Raw genomic sequence first — 16,584 nt, 5'->3', positions numbered from 1 at the left:
GTCGGGACCGGCCGGGACACGCGGCTCACATGACGAGCAGCATGACGACCATGCCCAGCGCCATCGAGACCCGGCAGGCGACGGCCACCTCGGGGGCGTGCCGCAGCTGTACCCGCCCGCGCGACGGCCCGTGTTGCGACGCTCCGGGTGAAGCTCCGCCCGATGGCGCGGCGGCAGGTCCGGCGGCAGGTCCGGCGACCGTGGCAGCGACCGTCGCGGCGCCGGGTATCAGCCCGCCGGGCGCCGCAACGGGCACGGGCACGGGCACGTACGCGAGCCGCACGCCCGTACGCAGCACGTAGACCGCGAAGTAGAGGAGGAACAGGCCGGTCAGCGCGGAGCTGCCCGCGCCGCCCATCACCATGGTGTGCCCCGCCCCGGACGGCGCGGCCCGCGCCATGGCGAACGCCATGTAGACCATGGCGGCCGAGCAGACCACGTGGTGCACCCGGTGGCCCGAGGGGTGCCGGCCGGGGAGCACGGCGCGCAGCGCGGCCATCGCGTAGACGACCGCGAAGACGGGGGCGGCCCAGCGGTGCGGGTCGAGCACGGAGACCGGCACGGCCATCACCGCCATGCCGGCGCCCATCACCGCCTCGTCCTTGTCCTCGGCGCGCACCAGGCACGACACGGCGGCGGCCGCGCTCAGCGCCACGAGGAGCCATGCGACCAGCAGCGGTTCGCGCATCGGTGATCCCCCTCCCGTCCGCCCTGCTCCGAGCCGTGCCGAGCCGCCCCGACCGGCACGCCCACCCCACCCCGGCACAGCCGCGGCCCGGTCCCGTCCGGTCCGCCTGTCCGTTCGGGTCCTACCCGGCCAGGCGGGCGCGCAGCCGAGCGCACAGGATCGCTCGGGGGAGTGCGCCGGACCGGCGCGCGCCCCCTCGGCGGGGGCGGCGCCACGCGCGGGGGTGCCGCCCGCCGGCCGGCGCACGGGCCTCGGCGACGGTGGCCGCCTTCGGTAGCCTGACCGGCATGGACACCGCATCCCTCAGCTTCCGCCCCGCGACCCCCGCTGACGTGACCGAGCTCGTGGCCCTGGTCGAGTCCGCCTACCGCGGCGACACCAGCCGCACCGGGTGGACCACCGAGGCGGACCTCATCGAGGGGCAGCGGACCGACCCGCAGGGCGTGCTGGACGTGGTGGAGAAGCCGGACGGCATGATGCTGGTGGTCGAGCGCGACGGTGAACTGGTGGCATGCTGCCAGCTCGAACACCGCGGCCTGCACGCCTACTTCGGCATGTTCGCGGTCCGCCCCTCGCTCCAGGGCGCCGGCCTCGGCAAGGTGATCATCGCCGAGGCCGAGCACGTCGCCGCGAAGGAGTGGGGCGTGTCCGAGATGCACATGACGGTGATCAGCGCCCGCGAGGAGCTGATCGCCTGGTACGAGCGCCGCGGCTACTCCCGCACCGGCGAGATGTCGCCCTTCCCCTACGGCCAGGAGCGGTTCGGCCGCCCCACCCGCGACGACCTGGAGTTCGAGCTGCTGACGAAGCGGCTCGGCTGACCGCGGCCGCCTGCCGTACGGCCTCGCTCCGGCGCCGCGCTCACAGCCGCCCGGCCGCCGTGATGCGCCGCAGGAAGTCCTGGGTACGCCGCTCGCGCGGGGCGCCGAAGACCTCGGCGGGGGTGCCGCGCTCCAGGATCACCCCGCCGTCGAGGAAGCACACCTGGTCGGCGACCTCGCGGGCGAAGGCCATCTCGTGGGTGGCGATCACCATCGTCATGCCCTCCTCCTTGAGGTCACGGACCACCGCGAGCACCTCGCCGACCAGTTCCGGGTCGAGCGCGGCGGTGATCTCGTCGAGGAGCAGCAGGCGCGGCCGGGTCGCGACCGCCCGCAGCAGCGCGACCCGCTGCTGCTGGCCGCCGCTGAGCCGGTCCGGGTACTCGCGGGCGCGGTCGGCCAGGCCGAGCCGCTCCAGCAGTTCCCGGGCCCGGGCCTCGGCCTGCGGGCGCGGCTCCTTGTGCACGCGGCGGGGCGCCAGGGTGATGTTGTCCAGCACCGTCATGTGCGGGAAGAGGTTGTACGCCTGGAAGACGACGCCGATCCGGCGCCGTACGTCGTCGACGTCGGTGCGCGGGTCGGTGATGTCCTCGCCGTCCAGGAAGATCGCGCCGTCGTCGACGTCCTCCAGCAGGTTCGCGCAGCGCAGCAGCGTGGACTTGCCCGAGCCGGACGCACCGATCAGCGCGGTGACGGTGTGCGCGGGCACGTCGAGCGCGATGTCGCGCAGCACCACGGTGTCGCCGTAGGTCTTGCGGACGGCCTCCAGCCGCAGCACGGGTTCGGCGCCCAGTGCGGGTTCAGCCCCGGGCACGGGTACGGGTGCGGCGGCCGGCCGTCCACCCGCGTCGCCGGGCCCGTCCCCCAGGCCCGTCGCCCCGATGTCCTTCGCCCCACCGGGGTGCACCCCGGCTTCCTTCGCCCCGCCGGTCTTCGCCTTGCCGGTCTCGGCCCCGCCGGTCTTCGGCCCGTCCGCCGGACGGCCTTCCGCGCTCATACCGCGCCTCCTTGCGACTGCCGCCGGTTCATCCGCGCGGCCACCCAGTCGGTGAAGCGCGTCATGGGGATGGTGATCGCCACGAAGATCAGGCCCGCGATGACGTAGGGCGTGTAGTTGAAGTCGCGGCTGGCGATGATCTGCGCGGCGTAGACCGCGTCCACCGCGCCGCCGATCGAGACCAGGCCGGTGTCCTTCTGCAGGGAGACCAGGTCGTTGAGGAGCGGGGGCACCACCCGGCGGACGGCCTGCGGCAGCACGACGTAGCGCATCGCCTGGGCGTTGCTGAGGCCGAGCGAGCGGGCGGCGGCGCGCTGGCTGGGGTGCACGCTCTCGATGCCCGCGCGGAACACCTCGGCCACGTAGGCGGTGTAGGTCAGGCAGAGCGCGAACGCGCCGAGCAGCACGGGGTTGTTGGTCACCCCGGTCAGCCGCAGCGCGGGGATGCCGAAGACGCACAGCAGGATGCAGATGATCAACGGCAGCCCGCGGAAGAAGTCCACGTAGGCCGTCGCCAGGGCGCGGACGGGGAAGAACACCGGGCCGCGCAGGGTGCGCAGCAGCGCCATCAGCAGCCCGGCGACCAGGACGACCGCGCCGCACACCGCCAGCAGCCGCAGGTTCAGCCACAGGCCGTGCAGGATCGGGTGGAAGGAGATCCGCGCGTAGTGGGCGTCGAAGAACGTCTGCCGGGTGCGGTCCCAGCCGGGCGAGTTGACGATCAGCGCGTACAGCACGGCGGCCGTCGCCAGGGTGCTGGCCGTGGCGACGGCGAACGCGCGGCGGGTGCGGGTGCGCCGGTAGCGCTCCCGGGCGATCCGCCGCGCCGAGGGGCGGTACTCGTCCGGGGCGCTCGTCGTACCGCCGCCGAGGTCGCGCGCCGCGGCCGGTGGCGCGGGCGCGGCGACGTCCCCGCCGCCGCGCTCCGGCCCGTCCTGGACGGTCACTTGAGCACCGGGGCGTTCACCGCGTCCGACAGCCACTTCTTCTCCAGCGCGGCGAGCGTGCCGTCCTTGCGCAGCGCCGTGACCGCCTGCGAGACGCACGGCGTGAGCTTGCTGCCCTTGTCCAGCACCAGCCCGAACTGCTCCGGTGCGGTGCCCGTGGTGGAGAACTGCCCGATCACCTTGGCGTCGGTGACCTGGGCGCCGGTGACGTAGAAGGCGGTGGGCAGGTCGACCACGATGCCGTCCACCTGGCCGTTCTTGAGGGCGGCCACCGCGAGGTCGTTGCGCTGGAAGACCGCGGGCTGCTTGGTGGGCTTCACCAGGTCGTCGATGACGTCGAGGCTGGTGGTGCCGACCTGGGCGCCGAGCTTCGCGTTCTTCAGGTCGGCCAGCGAGTGCGCCCCGGCGATCTTCGAGCCCTTGGGCGCGACGACCGCCTGCCGCACGTCGTAGTAGCCGGGGGAGAAGTCCACCGTCTTGCGGCGCTCGGGGGTGATCGAGACCTGGTTGATGTCCACGTCGAAGTTCTTGGCACCCGGCGAGAAGGCGCTGTTGAACGGCACCTTCTGCCAGACCACCTGGTCGCCGGTGTAGCCGAGTTGCTTCGCCACCGCGTAGGCGACGGCCGACTCGTAGCCCTTGCCGTTGGACGGCTTGTCGTCGACGAACCAGGGGGCGTACGCCGGGTTGTCGGTGCCGACGGTGAACTTGCCCGCGGTGCGGGTGGCGAGCCCGCCGGGGCTACACGCGCCGGCGGTCGTGCCGGAGGCGCTGCCGGACGGCGAGGACGCCGCCGAGGAGTCGCCGTCGTCCTGCGGGGAGCAGGCGGCCAGGGCCAGGGTGAGCAGGGCGGCCGCGGCGAGGGCCGCGCGATGACGGGACGGGAGGATCGCGGGACGCATGGCGGGACCTTGGCACCCGGCGGGCCGATCTGTCCACGCCATTCGGCACTCCGTCCGGATGCCGGACCTTTGTGTCCGCGGTGTTTCCGGCCGTACGCGGTCGGTCGCGATGTCATCGCGTCAGGTGACCGCTGACCGCTGACGGCTGACGGCTGACGGCTTAGGGATCATGCCTTACGCCGTATGGCTGACGCCTTACGGCGCCGAGACTCCGTCCGCCGGTGCGCGGTCGCGGCCCAGCGCGGGCGGCAGGTCGGTGGCGGCGCCGTCCAGGCCCAGCGCGCGGGTCAGCGCCCAGTCCTGCGGGGTGTTGACGCTCCAGGCCATGACGGCGATCCCGGCCGCGTGGCAGCGGCCTACGACGTCGAGGGTGAGCTGGGTGAGGTCGAGGCTGACCAGGCGGGCGCCGACGGCCTGGGCGCGCGGCACGATGTCCGGTCCGAGGTCGCTCGCGACGAGCACGGTGGCGACCTCGGGCAGCAGGGTGTGGATCTCGGCGAGGGCGTCGTCGTGAAAGGACAGCACGCTGACCCGGCCGGTCTCGTCGCGCTCGCGCAGCACCGAGGCGAGCACCCTTGCGGCCGCGGTGTCCTTGATCTCGGCCTGGATCGGGCACGTCACGCGGTCCAGGACCTCCTCGAAGACCGGTACGCCCTCGCCCTGCCCCGCGTCCAGGCGGCGGATCTCGGCGAGGGTGAGGTCGCGGATCGGGCCGGTGCCGTCGGTGGTGCGGTCGACCGAGGCGTCGTGCATGACGACCAGGGCGCCGTCCTTGCTCAGGTGCAGGTCCAGTTCGACCTGGTCCACGCCCTCGCGCTCCGCGCGGCGGAAGGACCGCAGGGTGTTCTCCGGCTCGACGCCCATGACCCCGCGGTGGCCCACGGTGAGGAAGCTCATGAGGGCACCCTAGTGCCACTGTCCGGCCTGCCGGCCGACCGCCCCGGCGCCCCTGAGCGGCCTGGCGGACGCCGCCCCCGGCGCCGCCACGACGCCGCCACGACGCCCGCACCGAGCTCGTCCCGGACGGCCCTCCCGGGCGCCGCCACGGGTCTCGGCCGGCCTTGCCGCGCCCCGGGCACACCTCGGCGCTCACCGCAACTTTTAGCGCCCCATCCTGGAGTCGAGCCGTAAAAACTACGGCCTTCAGCGGCCTTGACCGCACAATCTCAAGGAAGTGGCCTTGAAGACGGGGCCCGGCCATGGCTACGCTGTTCGCACGACAGTTTCTTTTGTGGAGGAGGGGTCATGGGCGAAGTTCTTTCGTCGAAGGTGGCGACCGGAGGCGGGATATCCGGCGAAGGCGTGCTCGGACACCCCCAGTGGCCCGTGCTGAAGCAGGCGGTCGAGGCGATCAGGCCCTGGCAGCGCAAGGACGGTTCGATCGACTTCGACGCCGAGGACGCGCCCACCCGCGACGACGCCGCCCGCACGCTCGGCCGCGTCGTCGACGCCCTCGAACAGCTCGCCCCGCTGCTGCCGCACGACGAGGCGTACCACCGCGCCCTGACCACCGACCTGCGCCACTGGGCCGAGGGCGGCTTCGCCGTACCCGACTTCCTCGACTCGCTGCTGGCCTTCCAGCCCGCCGCCGACCGGCGCGACGGCCTCCAGCACCTGGTCGTCTTCCCGATGTACACCCAGAACGGCAACCCGGACCGCAACCTCGAAGCGGTCGTCTTCCGGGTGGTGTGGCCGGAGTGGCTCGCCGAGCTGGAGCGCACCCGCTACGACAACCCGCAGTTCGTGCCGATCACCTTCGAGGACTTCACCCCGGGCTACGACACCAACTCCGCGGTGCTCTTCCCCGAGACCGTCGCCGTGCGCAAGGCGCCCGACCGCTGGACCTGGGGCGCGATCTTCTGCGACCGCGAGGCCGCCCGCTTCCGCGCGGTCACCTCCGCCGCCGTGGACACCCTCGGCCTCGACCTGCCCGAGGACGCCGCCCGCCTGGTCGACGACCAGGAGCTCGCCCAGCAGACCTACGTGCTGTGGGACATGATCCACGACCGCACCCACAGCCACGGCGACCTGCCGTTCGACCCGTTCATGATCAAGCAGCGCGCCCCGTTCTGGATGTACGGCCTGGAGGAGCTGCGCTGCGACCTGACCACCTTCAAGGAGGCGGTCAAACTCCAGGCCGAGGGCCACCCGATGGGCCTGGGCGTGCAGTACGCGATCCTCTTCGACCGGCTCTTCCGCTTCCCGGTCACCGGCGAGCGCGTGCGCAACTACGACGGCCTCGGCGGCCAGCTGCTCTTCGCCTACCTGCACAAGCACGACGCCGTCCGCTGGACGGACAACACCCTGCACATCGACTGGGAGCGCGCACCCCAGGTCACCACGCAACTGTGCGGCGAGATCGAGACGCTCTACCGCGACGGCATCGACCGGCCCAAGCTCGTGCACTGGCTGGCCGCCTACGACCTGGTCGCGACCTACCTCTCGCCGAACCCCGGCTCGGTCTGGGCCAAGGGCGCGGACGCCCTGGACCTCTCGCTCCCGCCGCGCAAGCTGGTGGACGACGTGCTGCCGGACGAGTTTCCGCTCAGCATGTTCTACGAGGCCCTTGCGAAGAAGCTCCGCGAGACGATTGCCTCGACCCGGGGTATCACCGGGAACAGCGCGCTGCGAGGTGCCGCGTGACCGGTGCAGGCGAGGAGGCGGAGATGACGACCGACACGTACACAGGCGGGCTCGACGGCGCGGTGATCGCGGTCGCGGGCGCGGCGGGACCGGCCGGACGGGCCGTGCTCCAGCGGCTGGCCAGGGCCGGCAGCCATGTGGTCGCGGCCGACGCGGACCCCGAGCGGCTGGCGCAGGCGGTCGACGCCGCGCGCTACGACGCGGGCGGCGCCGACATCACCGGCGAGGTGGTGGACCTGCTGGACCTGGAGGCCGCGCAGGACTGGGCCGGCCGGATCGAGAAGGACCACGGCCGGGTCGACGGCCTGGTGCACCTGGTCGGCGGATGGCGCGGCTCCGCGTCCTTCCCCGAGACCGAACTCGCCGACTGGGACGTGCTGCACGACCTGCTGGTGCGCACCGTCCAGCGCACCACCCTCGCCTTCCACGACGGCCTGCTGCGAAGCCCCGGCGGACGGTACGTCCTGATCAGCGCGGCCGGCGCCAGCACGCCCACGGCCGGCAACGCGGCGTACGCCGCCGCCAAGGCCGCCGCCGAGGCGTGGACGCTGGCCATGGGCGACTCGTTCCGCAAGCTCGGCGGTGACGCCCCCAGCGCGGCGGCCACCGTACTGGTGATCAAGGCCCTGGTGCACGATGAGATGCGGGCCCAGCGCCCCAACGCCAAATTCGCCGGCTTCACCGACGTGCGCGACCTCGCCGAGGCCATCGCGGACGTGTGGAACGCAAGCCCTCAGCAAGTGAACGGGACCCGACAGTGGCTGACGCCCCGACCGTGACCGAGTCCACCGACCCCACCTCCACCCCCACCGGCGACACCGACGCCATACGGCGCCACGACCCGGGCACCCGGGGCTTCGCCAGCGACAACTACGCCGGGGTGCACCCCGAAGTGCTGGCCGCCCTCGCCCTGGCCAACGGCGGCCACCAGGTGTCCTACGGCGCCGACGCGTACACCGACCACCTCCAGGAGCTCTTCCGCGGCCACTTCGGCCCGACCGCCGAAGTCTTCCCGGTCTTCAACGGCACCGGCGCCAACGTCACCTCCCTCCAGGCGGTCACCGAGCGCTGGGGCGCGGTGATCTGCGCGGAGTCCGCGCACATCAACGTCGACGAGTGCGGCGCGCCCGAGCGGGTCGGCGGCCTGAAGCTGCTCACGGTGCCCACGGAGGACGGCAAGCTCACCCCCGAGCTGATCGACCGGCAGGCGTACGGCTTCGACGACGAGCACCGCGCGCAGCCGCAGGTGGTGTCGATCACCCAGAGCACCGAGCTGGGCACCTGCTACACCCCGGAGGAGATCAAGGCGATCTGCGACCACGCCCACGGGCTGGGCATGGCCGTGCACATCGACGGCGCCCGGATCGCCAACGCCGCCGCGAGCCTGGGGCAGCCGCTGTCCCGCTTCACCACCGACGCGGGCGCGGACATCCTGTCGGTCGGCGGCACCAAGAACGGCCTGCTGCTCGGCGAGTGCGTGGTCGTGCTCAACCCCGAGCGGGTCCGCGCGCTCAAGCACCTGCGCAAGCTGTCCATGCAGCTCGCGTCCAAGATGCGCTTCGTGTCCGTGCAGTTCGAGGCGCTGTTCGCCGGTGACCTGTGGCTGCGCAGCGCCTCGCACGCCAACGCGATGGCCCGCCGGCTGGAGCGCGCGGTGCGGGACATCGACGGGGTGACGGTCACCCAACGGGTCCAGGCCAACGCGGTGTTCGCGCTGCTGCCCCGCGAGGTCAGCGAGCGGTTGCAGAAGCGCTACCGCTTCTACTTCTGGGACGAGGCGACCGGCGAGGTGCGCTGGATGTGCTCCTTCGACACCACCGAGGAGGACGTGGACGGCTTCGCCGCCGCGATCGCCGAGGAGATGCGAGCCGGATAGCGCATGGATATGCGTAGCTTCGTAAAGTGATTGATCGAGAGGTCGGTGGCTCCGTAGGCTCCTCCAGTATGGAGCCCATCCCGGAAACCACCGACCTCTCCGCGTATCTCGGCGCCGACGAGGTGCTCGACCACGACCACCCGCAGGTCCGGCAGACCGCCGCGCTGCTGCGCTCCGCCGCACCCACGCCGTATGAGTATGCGAAGGCCGCGTACGACTACGTGCGCGACGAGGTGCCGCACTCCTTCGACAGCGGCGACGACCGCGTCAGCTGGCGCGCCTCCGAGGTGCTGCGCACCCGCAACGGGATCTGCTACGCCAAGTCCCACGCCCTGGCCGCCCTGCTGCGCGCCGAGGGCATCCCCGCGGGGCTGTGCTACCAGCGCCTCACCGAGGACGACGGCCGGCCGGTCGTGCACGGGCTCGTCGCGCTGCTGCTGCCCGGCGGCGACCGCTGGACCCGGCAGGACCCGCGCGGCAACAAACCCGGTGTCGACGCCCACTTCTCCCTCGGCCGGGAGCGGCTGGCCTTCCCCGTGCGGCCCGAGAGCGGCGAGTACGACTACCCGACGGTGTACGCGGCTCCGCCCGCAGCGGTGCTCGCCGCGCTGCGGGAGTCCGCCGACCGTACGGAACTGGCGGCACGGCTGCCGACCGCGCTGGAGTGAGACCGGCGGTCCCGGACCCCGGCCGGTCCCCGCTCAGGCGGCCGTGGCCCGCTTCAGCAGCAGGTACATCTCGCAGCCCAGGCAGTAGGCGAACACCGCGTTGAGGAAGGCGGCGGCCAGCGCGCACGCGGCGGCCGCCAGGCCCAGCCACTGCGGCCCGACCAGGTAGCCGATGGTGCCGAGCACCGCGAAGAACAGCCCGACGGCCTGCGCGAAACGCGGCGGCGCCGCGTCCTCCGTCGCGGTCGGCGGCCCGAGCCGCGGCCGGAGCAGGACCCGGAACGCCCATCCGTAGGGCGACCTGGACACGCCGGCCGCCGCGCCGACGGCGAAGACGACCGCCTGCGCCGCCAGCAGCCAGCCGCTGCCGGTGACCAGCACCACCGCGAGGACCACCGTGGTCACCGCGGCACCGAAGCGGGGCCCTCGTACATCGATCTGCATGGCTGGAATCATCGCCCAAGGACGGCGTGCCGCACCCGCGGGAATCATTGCGGTCGCGTGAACGCTGCCCACGGTGGGCTTGCCGGCGTGGCCGGCGGGCCCGTAGGCACGTGGTGCGAGGACGCCCGCGGCGCGAGGGACGCGACGGGGCACGAACGAACGACGAGGGAGGCGCGACCGCCGTGACCGGACTGATCGTCTGCCTGGCCGTGCTCGTGGCCGCGAGCGGCTACGGGATCGTGCACCGGCGCCGGGACGGGAGGATCAGGGTGCGGGCCAAGGACAGCGGGCAGCGGCTGACGGCCGACGACCTCGGGGAGCCGCTGGGGGAGCGGGCCACGCTGGTGCAGTTCTCCAGCGCCTTCTGCGCGCCCTGCCGCGCCACCCGGCGGGTGCTGGGTGAGGTGGCGGGCATGGTGGACGGCGTGCGGCACGTGGAGATCGACGCCGAGGCGCATCTCGAACTGGTGCGGCGGCTGGACGTGCTGAAGACCCCGACCGTGTTCGTGCTCGACGCGCAGGGCGCGGTGGTGCGCAGGGCGGCAGGACAGCCGCGTACGGCCGACGTGATCGCCGCGCTGGGCGCCGCGGTCTGAACGCCGCGGTCTGAACGCGGGGGTCTGAGCGCGGGGGTCCGGGGACGGCGTTCTGCGGGCGGCGGCGGTGAGCGCGGCGGGCGTACGGGCGCGGTGAGCCGGAGCGCGGTCGGCGGCGGGGGCCGGACCGGTCGCGGGGGCGGCATCGGGTCGCTTTGGCACCCGTCCGGCGCGACGCGGGGCCGGTGTGACGGTCCTTGCATCTGCCCGTGCGCTCTTGACGGTTGACGCCGCGAATCGTCAGTCTGACGTGATGTCCCGAGACTCGCCGCAGAGCCCCCCTGCCGCTGCCGCATCCGGCCGACACCCCCGCGTGCGCCGCCCGGTCCGCTGAGCACCGCCGCCTCCCAGCCCCGACGGTCGGCCCGGCCCGAGGGGCCGCCGCCCCGCCCGCTCGCCGCGGAAGGACGTACCCACCCGTGACCGCAACGCACGACCTCGCCTCGGCCGGCCCGGACGTCCCCGACCTCGACCCGGACGTCTTCCGCTCGGTCTTCCGCCGCCATGCCGCAGGCGTCGCCGTGGTCACCGCGCAGGGCGTGCGCGGTCCGGTCGGCTTCACCGCGACCTCGCTCGTCTCGGTGGCCGTCGAACCCCCGCTGTTCTCCTTCGGCGTCAGCGTCGGGTCCTCCTGCTGGCCGGCGCTGTCCACCGCCGAGCACGTCGGCGTGCACGTCCTCGGCGACCACCAGCGCGAACTCGCCGCGGTCTTCGCCCGCTCGGGGGCGGACCGGTTCGGGCCGCCGACCGGCTGGTCGCCCGGCCCGCACGGAGTGCCGCTGCTCGACGGCGTGGCCGCCTGGCTGGTCGGCCGGGTGGTGGGCCGGGTGCCGGCCGGCGACCACCGGATCGTGGTGGCCCGGGCCGTCGCCGGCGACCCGCACGGGCCGGGCGGGCCGCTTGTCCACCATCAGGGCGGGTACCACCGGTTGTTCCACTGAACGGGACAGGTGGGTGCGTCGGGCACGTCACAGTTCAAGGGCCTTGCGCGTGGGTAGGTACCTCTGTGTACTGACGAGTAATATATTCGGCGGGGTAGTAGTCGTGCCCTGGCAGGGAGCCGCCACGGCGGGCGCCTAACCTGGGCAGTTCACGAAGACGTGCAGGACGGAAGCAGTAGGAGAGCAGGCGTGAGCTTGAGGATCGTAGTCGCAGTGAAGTATGTGCCCGACGCCACGGGTGACCGTCACTTCGCCGAGGACCTGACCACCGACCGCGACGCGGTCGACGGCCTGCTGTCGGAGCTTGACGAGTACGCCGTGGAGCAGGCGCTCCAGATCGCGGAGGCCGCCGACGACGCGGAGGTCACCGCGGTCACGATCGGCCCCGAGGACGCGCGCGGCGCGGTGCTGAAGGCGCTGCAGATGGGCGCGGCGAAGGGCGTGCACGTCGAGGACGACGCGCTGCACGGCACCGACATCATCGGCACCTCGCTGGTGCTGGCCAAGGCCATCGAGCACATCGGCTACGACCTGGTCGTCACCGGCATGGCGTCCACCGACGGCACCGCGGGCGTGGTGCCGGCGCTGCTGGCCGAGCGGCTGGGCGTCCCGCAGGTGACGCTGCTGTCGGAGGTCGCGGTCGCCGACGGGAAGGTCACCGGGCGCCGTGACGGCGACGTGGCGAGCGAGGAACTGGAGGCGGCGCTGCCGGCGCTGGTGTCGGTCACCGACCAGTCCGGCGAGGCCCGTTACCCGTCCTTCAAGGGCATCATGGGCGCGAAGAAGAAGCCGCTGGAGACGCTCGACCTGTCCGACCTCGGTGTGGACGCGGCCGAGGTGGGTCTGGGCGGCGCCTGGACCGCGGTGCAGGACGCCACGGCGCGCCCCGCGCGCAGTGCGGGCACGATCGTCAAGGACGAGGGCGAGGGCGGCAAGCAGCTCGCCGAGTTCCTGGCCGCGCAGAAGTTCATCTGAGCCTCGGCCGCGCCGCCCCACCTGATGGCCCGCCGCCCCTTCCCGAATTCGCAGGAGAACGATTCCCATGGCTGAAGTCCTCGTCTACGTCGACCACGTGGACGGTGCCGTCCGCAAGCCGACCCTCGAACTGCTCACCCTCGCCCGCCGGATCGGCGAGCCCGTCGCGGTCCACCTCGGCCCGGGCGCCGAGGCCGCCGCGGCCGTGCTCGGCGAGCACGGCGCGACCCGCGTACTGGCCGCCGACGCACCGGAGTTCGCGGACTACCTCGTCGTCCCCAAGGTCGACGCGCTCGAAGCCGCCGCGAAGGCCGTGAACCCGGCCGCGGTGCTGGTGCCGTCCTCCGCGGAGGGCAAGGAGATCGCCGCGCGCCTGGCGCTGCGGCTCGGCTCGGGCATCATCACCGACGCCGTCGACGTGGAGGCCGGCGCGGACGGCCCGGTCGCCACCCAGTCGGTGTTCGCTGCCGCCTTCACCACCAAGTCCACGGTGCGCAAGGGCACTCCGGTGATCACCGTCAAGCCGAACGCCGCGCCGGTCGAGTCCGCGCCGGCCGCCGGCACCGTCGAGCCGCTGACGGTCGCCTTCGGCGAGCTGGCCACCGGCACCAAGGTCGTCTCGCGCACCGCGCGCAAGTCCTCCGGGCGGCCGGAGCTGACCGAGGCCGCGATCGTGGTCTCCGGCGGCCGCGGGGTCAACGGCGCGGAGAACTTCTCCGTGATCGAGGCGCTCGCCGACTCGCTGGGCGCCGCGGTCGGCGCCTCGCGCGCGGCGGTCGACGCCGGCTGGTACCCGCACAGCAACCAGGTCGGCCAGACCGGCAAGTCGGTCTCCCCGCAGCTCTACATCGCCAACGGCATCTCCGGCGCGATCCAGCACCGGGCCGGCATGCAGACCTCGAAGACCATCGTCGCGGTCAACAAGGACGCCGAGGCGCCGATCTTCGACCTCGTCGACTACGGCGTGGTCGGCGACCTGTTCAACGTCGTCCCGCAGCTCACCGAAGAGGTCAAGGCCCGCAAGGGCTGAGCCGCTTGAACGCATTGTCGGCCCCCGCGCGGCTGCGGTGCGCGGGGGCCGACGCGCGCCCGGGGAGGCCGATGCGCGCGCCTGCGGGGCCGATGCGCCCCCGCGCGGCCCGGACCGACGCGAGCCGCCGCCCTGTTGACCGGCGCGTACGCCCCCGCTAGCTTGCATTTCAACGATTTGTTGAATTCCGGGAGGGTGCAGATGCCGGCCGTGACGACACTCGCAGACGCCGTACGCACGCGGATCGGCGCCGCGCTGGCCGGCACCGACGCCGAGTTGGCCCGCCGCTACCCCGGCGACCGCGCCACCCGCCAGCCCGTGCACACCGTGTACGTGCCCGCCGACGCCTTCGACGCCGGCACCGCGCGCGCCTGGGGCGACCAGGCGCTCGCCGCGCTCGACACCCACGCACCCGACCCGGCCGTGTTCGGCGCCGTACTCGGCCTGAACGGCGAACTCGCCGCCGACGTCTACGACCTGGTCCGCGCCAAGCTGCGCCGCGAGCCCGTCGAGGACCTGCGGATCGACTTCGAGGACGGCTACGGGGTGCGCCCGGACGCGGAGGAGGACGCCGCGGCCGTCGCCGCCGCCCGTACGGTCACCGCCACCGTCGCCGACGGCACCGCGCCGCCGTACCTCGGCATCCGCATGAAGTGCATGGAGGCCGCCGTACGCGACCGCGGCATCCGCACGCTCGACCTGTTCCTGACGACCCTGCTCGACGGCGGCGCGCTGCCGGACGGGCTCCTCCTCACCCTGCCCAAGGTGACCTTCCCCGAGCAGGTCGCCGCGATGGCCGACCTGTGCGAGGAGTTCGAGCGGGCCGCGGGCCTGCCCGAGCGGCGGCTCGGCTTCGAGATCCAGATCGAGACCACCCAGGCCATCCTCGGCCCCGACGGCACCGCCACCGTGCCCCGCCTCATCGACGCCGCCCGCGGCCGCGCCACCTCGCTGCACTACGGCACCTTCGACTACAGCGCCGCCTGCGGGGTCAGCGCCGCCCACCAGTCCCTGGACCACCCGGCCGCCGACCACGCCAAGGCGGTCATGCAGGTCGCCGCGGCCGGCACCGGCGTACGCCTCTCCGACGGCTCCACCAACGTGCTCCCGGTCGGCTCCACCGCCGACGTGCACTCCGCCTGGCGGCTCCACCACGGCCTCGTACGCCGCTCCCTCGCCCGTGCGTACTACCAGGGCTGGGACATGCATCCGGCCCACCTCCCCACCCGCTACGCGGCCACCTACGCCTTCTACCGCGAGGGCCTGGCCGCCGCCACCGCCCGCCTCGCCGCGTACACGGCCGACTCCGCCGGCACCGCGGATTCAGCGGGTGCCGTGACCTCCGCGGTTCTCGACGAGCCCGCCACCGCCCGGGCCCTTGCCGCCTACCTCCTGCGCGGCCTCGACTGCGGCGCCCTCACCCCCGACGAACTCCCCGCCCCCACCACCCTCGCAGCCCTCGCTGGCCGGTAACGCGGACGGTTCGCCCGCCCGAGGGCCCGAAGCGCCGCTCAGGCTGCCAGCGACGGCGCCGCGAACCGTGCCCGCTCGTAGAGATCACGCGCGGTCGAGTTCCTGAGATGCGGTCGAATCAGGCGGAACATGGTCACCACGCATTGATCGGCGCGCCCCGAGCTGATCAATGGGTAATCGTCAAGCGCCATGTTCCATGTGGCGCAAGCCGCCTCCAGGTGGCCAATTGCGAACTGGCGCTCCGCGAGAAGCCCGCGCTTTCTGACCCGGGTGCCACGGTACACGTCGGCGCGCAAACGGTCGGCCCGCTGCAGCGCTTCGACCGAACCTTCTATGTCCCCGAGTTCAAAACGTACGTGACTGATGTGATCGTTCAATGCCGCGGGAGTGTAGCGACCTGGCTCCCCTTCGTCCTCGGCTTTTCCTACTGCCTGTTCGGCGTTGCGCAAGTGTCGCAATGCATTGATTCGATCGCCTGCCTGAGCCGAGGCATGCGACTGCTGCCCTACGAGGAAGGCCCGCATGCGGTGTCCCGCACGCGGGTGAGCGGCTGCGGCGGCGTCGGCAAGACGGAGCGCCTGTACTCCGTGCCGCAGATCCACGGCTTGAACGCTCATGGCGCGCAGTGTGCCGCAGTACGCGGGGTGATCCTCTGCCGCTCCGGCAAGCTCCAGCGACCTCAGGTAATACTGCTGGGCGATCCCATGCACGCCTTCGTCAACGGCCATGTACCCCGTGAGGTAGCACAGATGGGATGCGGCTGACAGCATCAATTTCCGCACAGGGGCCGTCGAATCTGCCTTGAGGCACGGCGCCACCGTATTCGCCAGGAGAGCGGCGGCCATCGGGCGCGCGTGGCGTCCCCCGAATTGGTCCTCCATGTCGGAAACCCGCTCGGTCATGGATGCGACCATGTTCACTTCGGTGATACCAATACGCTGCGTTCGCCCGATCCGAACCGCTTCCATGCGCCCCACTACGTCTTGCCATCCGGGAATGGCCAAGGCCGCAGAAAAGAGACTCGCTCCCGCCCCTATGACACTACGGCGTGAGGGGTCCATGTCCTGTCTGCTCAAGTCGAGCAGGCCGTCAACGGTGTTGGCTTCGGATGCATCCTCGGGGGGAGCGGGGAACCCCGCCTGTGTGTGCGTGATCGGCTTGCGCAGGCGTCGGGCGAGCGCTTCCACGATCAGCGGGCGCACGTCTTCCCTGGGCAGGTGACCGTCGAGCCATTGGTGGGCGGATGGCGACTGGTATCGGGTAGGCGTGCCCCGCTCGGTGCCGATCTTGTTGACCTCTTGGGTGAACTGTCGCAGCGTCCAGCCGCTTTCGCGGTACAGCCGCTTCAGGCTCTCGTTCGGCCGACGGTCGCCCACGCGTGCCCACCCCCTGCGCCCTTTGACGCCCTTGGCAACGATCTGCGCTTCAACGGTACCGCTCCGTGTGATCGGCTGGTCGCCCAGAGCGAGGAAGGGCTCCTGGACCGCGTTGACCGTGAACCGGCTGACGACCGCCACCGGTGGCAACTGACCGCGTCGCGGGCGATTTCGTACTCAGGCTCTCCGTGCAGGGAGGAAGGCGAC

17 protein-coding genes are annotated in these 16,584 nt (G+C 72.6%); 10 read left to right on the top strand and 7 right to left on the bottom strand.

Annotated elements, in window-relative coordinates; translation table 11 throughout:
- Positions 1 to 25: 25 nt before the first annotated feature.
- Entirely contained in the window at positions 26 to 688 is a 663-nt protein-coding gene (locus OG896_RS04115) for a DUF5134 domain-containing protein (RefSeq protein WP_329362454.1), read from the bottom strand.
- Between the two features lie 287 nt (positions 689 to 975).
- Between OG896_RS04115 and OG896_RS04110 the strand changes: the two genes are divergently transcribed.
- A complete protein-coding gene (locus OG896_RS04110; RefSeq protein WP_329362452.1) occupies positions 976 to 1,509 on the top strand; it encodes a GNAT family N-acetyltransferase in 534 nt (177 codons plus the stop codon).
- A 40-nt stretch (positions 1,510 to 1,549) separates the two neighbouring features.
- On the opposite strand, the gene OG896_RS04105 is transcribed toward OG896_RS04110, so the two are convergent.
- The 4 genes from OG896_RS04105 to OG896_RS04090 form a co-directional block, all read right to left on the bottom strand.
- The gene (locus OG896_RS04105) at positions 1,550 to 2,302 is read right to left on the bottom strand and encodes an amino acid ABC transporter ATP-binding protein (protein WP_329373688.1); all 753 of its coding nucleotides are present in this window, start codon (positions 2,300 to 2,302) and stop codon (positions 1,550 to 1,552) included.
- Positions 2,303 to 2,502: 200 nt separating this feature from the next.
- Entirely contained in the window at positions 2,503 to 3,324 is an 822-nt protein-coding gene (locus OG896_RS04100; RefSeq protein WP_329373685.1) for an amino acid ABC transporter permease, read from the bottom strand.
- A gap of 125 nt (positions 3,325 to 3,449) precedes the next feature.
- Positions 3,450 to 4,355: an ABC transporter substrate-binding protein gene (locus OG896_RS04095; RefSeq protein ID WP_329362450.1), complete on the bottom strand. Its 906-nt coding sequence runs from the start codon at positions 4,353 to 4,355 to the stop codon at positions 3,450 to 3,452.
- Positions 4,356 to 4,550: 195 nt separating this feature from the next.
- Positions 4,551 to 5,252, bottom strand: a complete 702-nt coding sequence (locus OG896_RS04090; RefSeq protein WP_329362448.1) for a glycerophosphodiester phosphodiesterase — start codon at positions 5,250 to 5,252, stop codon at positions 4,551 to 4,553.
- Positions 5,253 to 5,600: 348 nt separating this feature from the next.
- Between OG896_RS04090 and OG896_RS04085 the strand changes: the two genes are divergently transcribed.
- The 4 genes from OG896_RS04085 (at position 5,601) to OG896_RS04070 (ending at position 9,542) form a co-directional block, all read left to right on the top strand.
- Entirely contained in the window at positions 5,601 to 6,998 is a 1,398-nt protein-coding gene (locus tag OG896_RS04085) for a DUF6421 family protein (RefSeq protein ID WP_329362446.1), read from the top strand.
- Between the two features lie 23 nt (positions 6,999 to 7,021).
- Positions 7,022 to 7,777 carry an SDR family oxidoreductase gene (locus OG896_RS04080; RefSeq protein ID WP_329362443.1) on the top strand — a complete coding sequence of 252 codons (756 nt, stop codon included), beginning with the start codon at positions 7,022 to 7,024 and terminating at the stop codon, positions 7,775 to 7,777.
- A complete protein-coding gene (locus OG896_RS04075) occupies positions 7,756 to 8,874 on the top strand; it encodes a threonine aldolase family protein (protein ID WP_329362440.1) in 1,119 nt (372 codons plus the stop codon). Before OG896_RS04080 ends, OG896_RS04075 begins: the two co-directional genes overlap by 22 nt.
- 68 nt (positions 8,875 to 8,942) lie before the next feature.
- On the top strand, positions 8,943 to 9,542 hold the full coding sequence (locus OG896_RS04070; protein WP_329362438.1) for a transglutaminase-like domain-containing protein: 600 nt from the start codon (positions 8,943 to 8,945) through the stop codon (positions 9,540 to 9,542).
- Positions 9,543 to 9,575: 33 nt separating this feature from the next.
- On the opposite strand, the gene OG896_RS04065 is transcribed toward OG896_RS04070, so the two are convergent.
- The gene (locus OG896_RS04065) at positions 9,576 to 9,986 is read right to left on the bottom strand and encodes a DUF4395 domain-containing protein (protein ID WP_329362435.1); all 411 of its coding nucleotides are present in this window, start codon (positions 9,984 to 9,986) and stop codon (positions 9,576 to 9,578) included.
- Between the two features lie 182 nt (positions 9,987 to 10,168).
- Between OG896_RS04065 and OG896_RS04060 the strand changes: the two genes are divergently transcribed.
- The 5 genes from OG896_RS04060 to OG896_RS04040 all read left to right on the top strand — a co-directional run bounded on the left by OG896_RS04060 (position 10,169) and on the right by OG896_RS04040 (position 15,001).
- Positions 10,169 to 10,582 carry a TlpA family protein disulfide reductase gene (locus OG896_RS04060; RefSeq protein WP_329362433.1) on the top strand — a complete coding sequence of 138 codons (414 nt, stop codon included), beginning with the start codon at positions 10,169 to 10,171 and terminating at the stop codon, positions 10,580 to 10,582.
- 419 nt (positions 10,583 to 11,001) lie between these two features.
- The gene (locus OG896_RS04055; RefSeq protein ID WP_329362431.1) at positions 11,002 to 11,523 is read left to right on the top strand and encodes a flavin reductase family protein; all 522 of its coding nucleotides are present in this window, start codon (positions 11,002 to 11,004) and stop codon (positions 11,521 to 11,523) included.
- Between the two features lie 189 nt (positions 11,524 to 11,712).
- Positions 11,713 to 12,498, top strand: coding sequence for an electron transfer flavoprotein subunit beta/FixA family protein (locus OG896_RS04050; protein ID WP_329362429.1), 786 nt, complete (start codon positions 11,713 to 11,715; stop codon positions 12,496 to 12,498).
- Positions 12,499 to 12,565: 67 nt separating this feature from the next.
- Positions 12,566 to 13,528 carry an electron transfer flavoprotein subunit alpha/FixB family protein gene (locus tag OG896_RS04045; protein WP_329362427.1) on the top strand — a complete coding sequence of 321 codons (963 nt, stop codon included), beginning with the start codon at positions 12,566 to 12,568 and terminating at the stop codon, positions 13,526 to 13,528.
- 201 nt (positions 13,529 to 13,729) lie between these two features.
- Positions 13,730 to 15,001 carry a DUF6986 family protein gene (locus OG896_RS04040; RefSeq protein WP_329362425.1) on the top strand — a complete coding sequence of 424 codons (1,272 nt, stop codon included), beginning with the start codon at positions 13,730 to 13,732 and terminating at the stop codon, positions 14,999 to 15,001.
- Between the two features lie 38 nt (positions 15,002 to 15,039).
- On the opposite strand, the gene OG896_RS04035 is transcribed toward OG896_RS04040, so the two are convergent.
- On the bottom strand, positions 15,040 to 16,377 hold the full coding sequence (locus OG896_RS04035) for a tetratricopeptide repeat protein (protein ID WP_329373684.1): 1,338 nt from the start codon (positions 16,375 to 16,377) through the stop codon (positions 15,040 to 15,042).
- Positions 16,378 to 16,584 lie beyond the last annotated feature (207 nt).

This window comes from Streptomyces sp. NBC_00669, assembly GCF_036226785.1.
In the GTDB taxonomy this organism is placed as follows: domain Bacteria; phylum Actinomycetota; class Actinomycetes; order Streptomycetales; family Streptomycetaceae; genus Actinacidiphila.
The sequence above is the reverse complement of the archived record's forward strand: the minus strand, read 5'-3'. Positions and strand labels throughout refer to the sequence as shown.

What these genes read in the sequence shown, in the direction of transcription:
- OG896_RS04115 (WP_329362454.1), bottom strand. Translation starts at nt 688, where the DNA reads ATGCGCGAACCGCTGCTGGTCGCATGGCTCCTCGTGGCGCTGAGCGCG.
- OG896_RS04110 (WP_329362452.1), top strand. Translation starts at nt 976, where the DNA reads ATGGACACCGCATCCCTCAGCTTCCGCCCCGCGACCCCCGCTGACGTG.
- OG896_RS04095 (WP_329362450.1), bottom strand. Translation starts at nt 4,355, where the DNA reads ATGCGTCCCGCGATCCTCCCGTCCCGTCATCGCGCGGCCCTCGCCGCG.
- OG896_RS04090 (WP_329362448.1), bottom strand. Translation starts at nt 5,252, where the DNA reads ATGAGCTTCCTCACCGTGGGCCACCGCGGGGTCATGGGCGTCGAGCCG.
- OG896_RS04085 (WP_329362446.1), top strand. Translation starts at nt 5,601, where the DNA reads ATGGGCGAAGTTCTTTCGTCGAAGGTGGCGACCGGAGGCGGGATATCC.
- OG896_RS04080 (WP_329362443.1), top strand. Translation starts at nt 7,022, where the DNA reads ATGACGACCGACACGTACACAGGCGGGCTCGACGGCGCGGTGATCGCG.
- OG896_RS04070 (WP_329362438.1), top strand. Translation starts at nt 8,943, where the DNA reads ATGGAGCCCATCCCGGAAACCACCGACCTCTCCGCGTATCTCGGCGCC.
- OG896_RS04065 (WP_329362435.1), bottom strand. Translation starts at nt 9,986, where the DNA reads ATGCAGATCGATGTACGAGGGCCCCGCTTCGGTGCCGCGGTGACCACG.
- OG896_RS04045 (WP_329362427.1), top strand. Translation starts at nt 12,566, where the DNA reads ATGGCTGAAGTCCTCGTCTACGTCGACCACGTGGACGGTGCCGTCCGC.
- OG896_RS04040 (WP_329362425.1), top strand. Translation starts at nt 13,730, where the DNA reads ATGCCGGCCGTGACGACACTCGCAGACGCCGTACGCACGCGGATCGGC.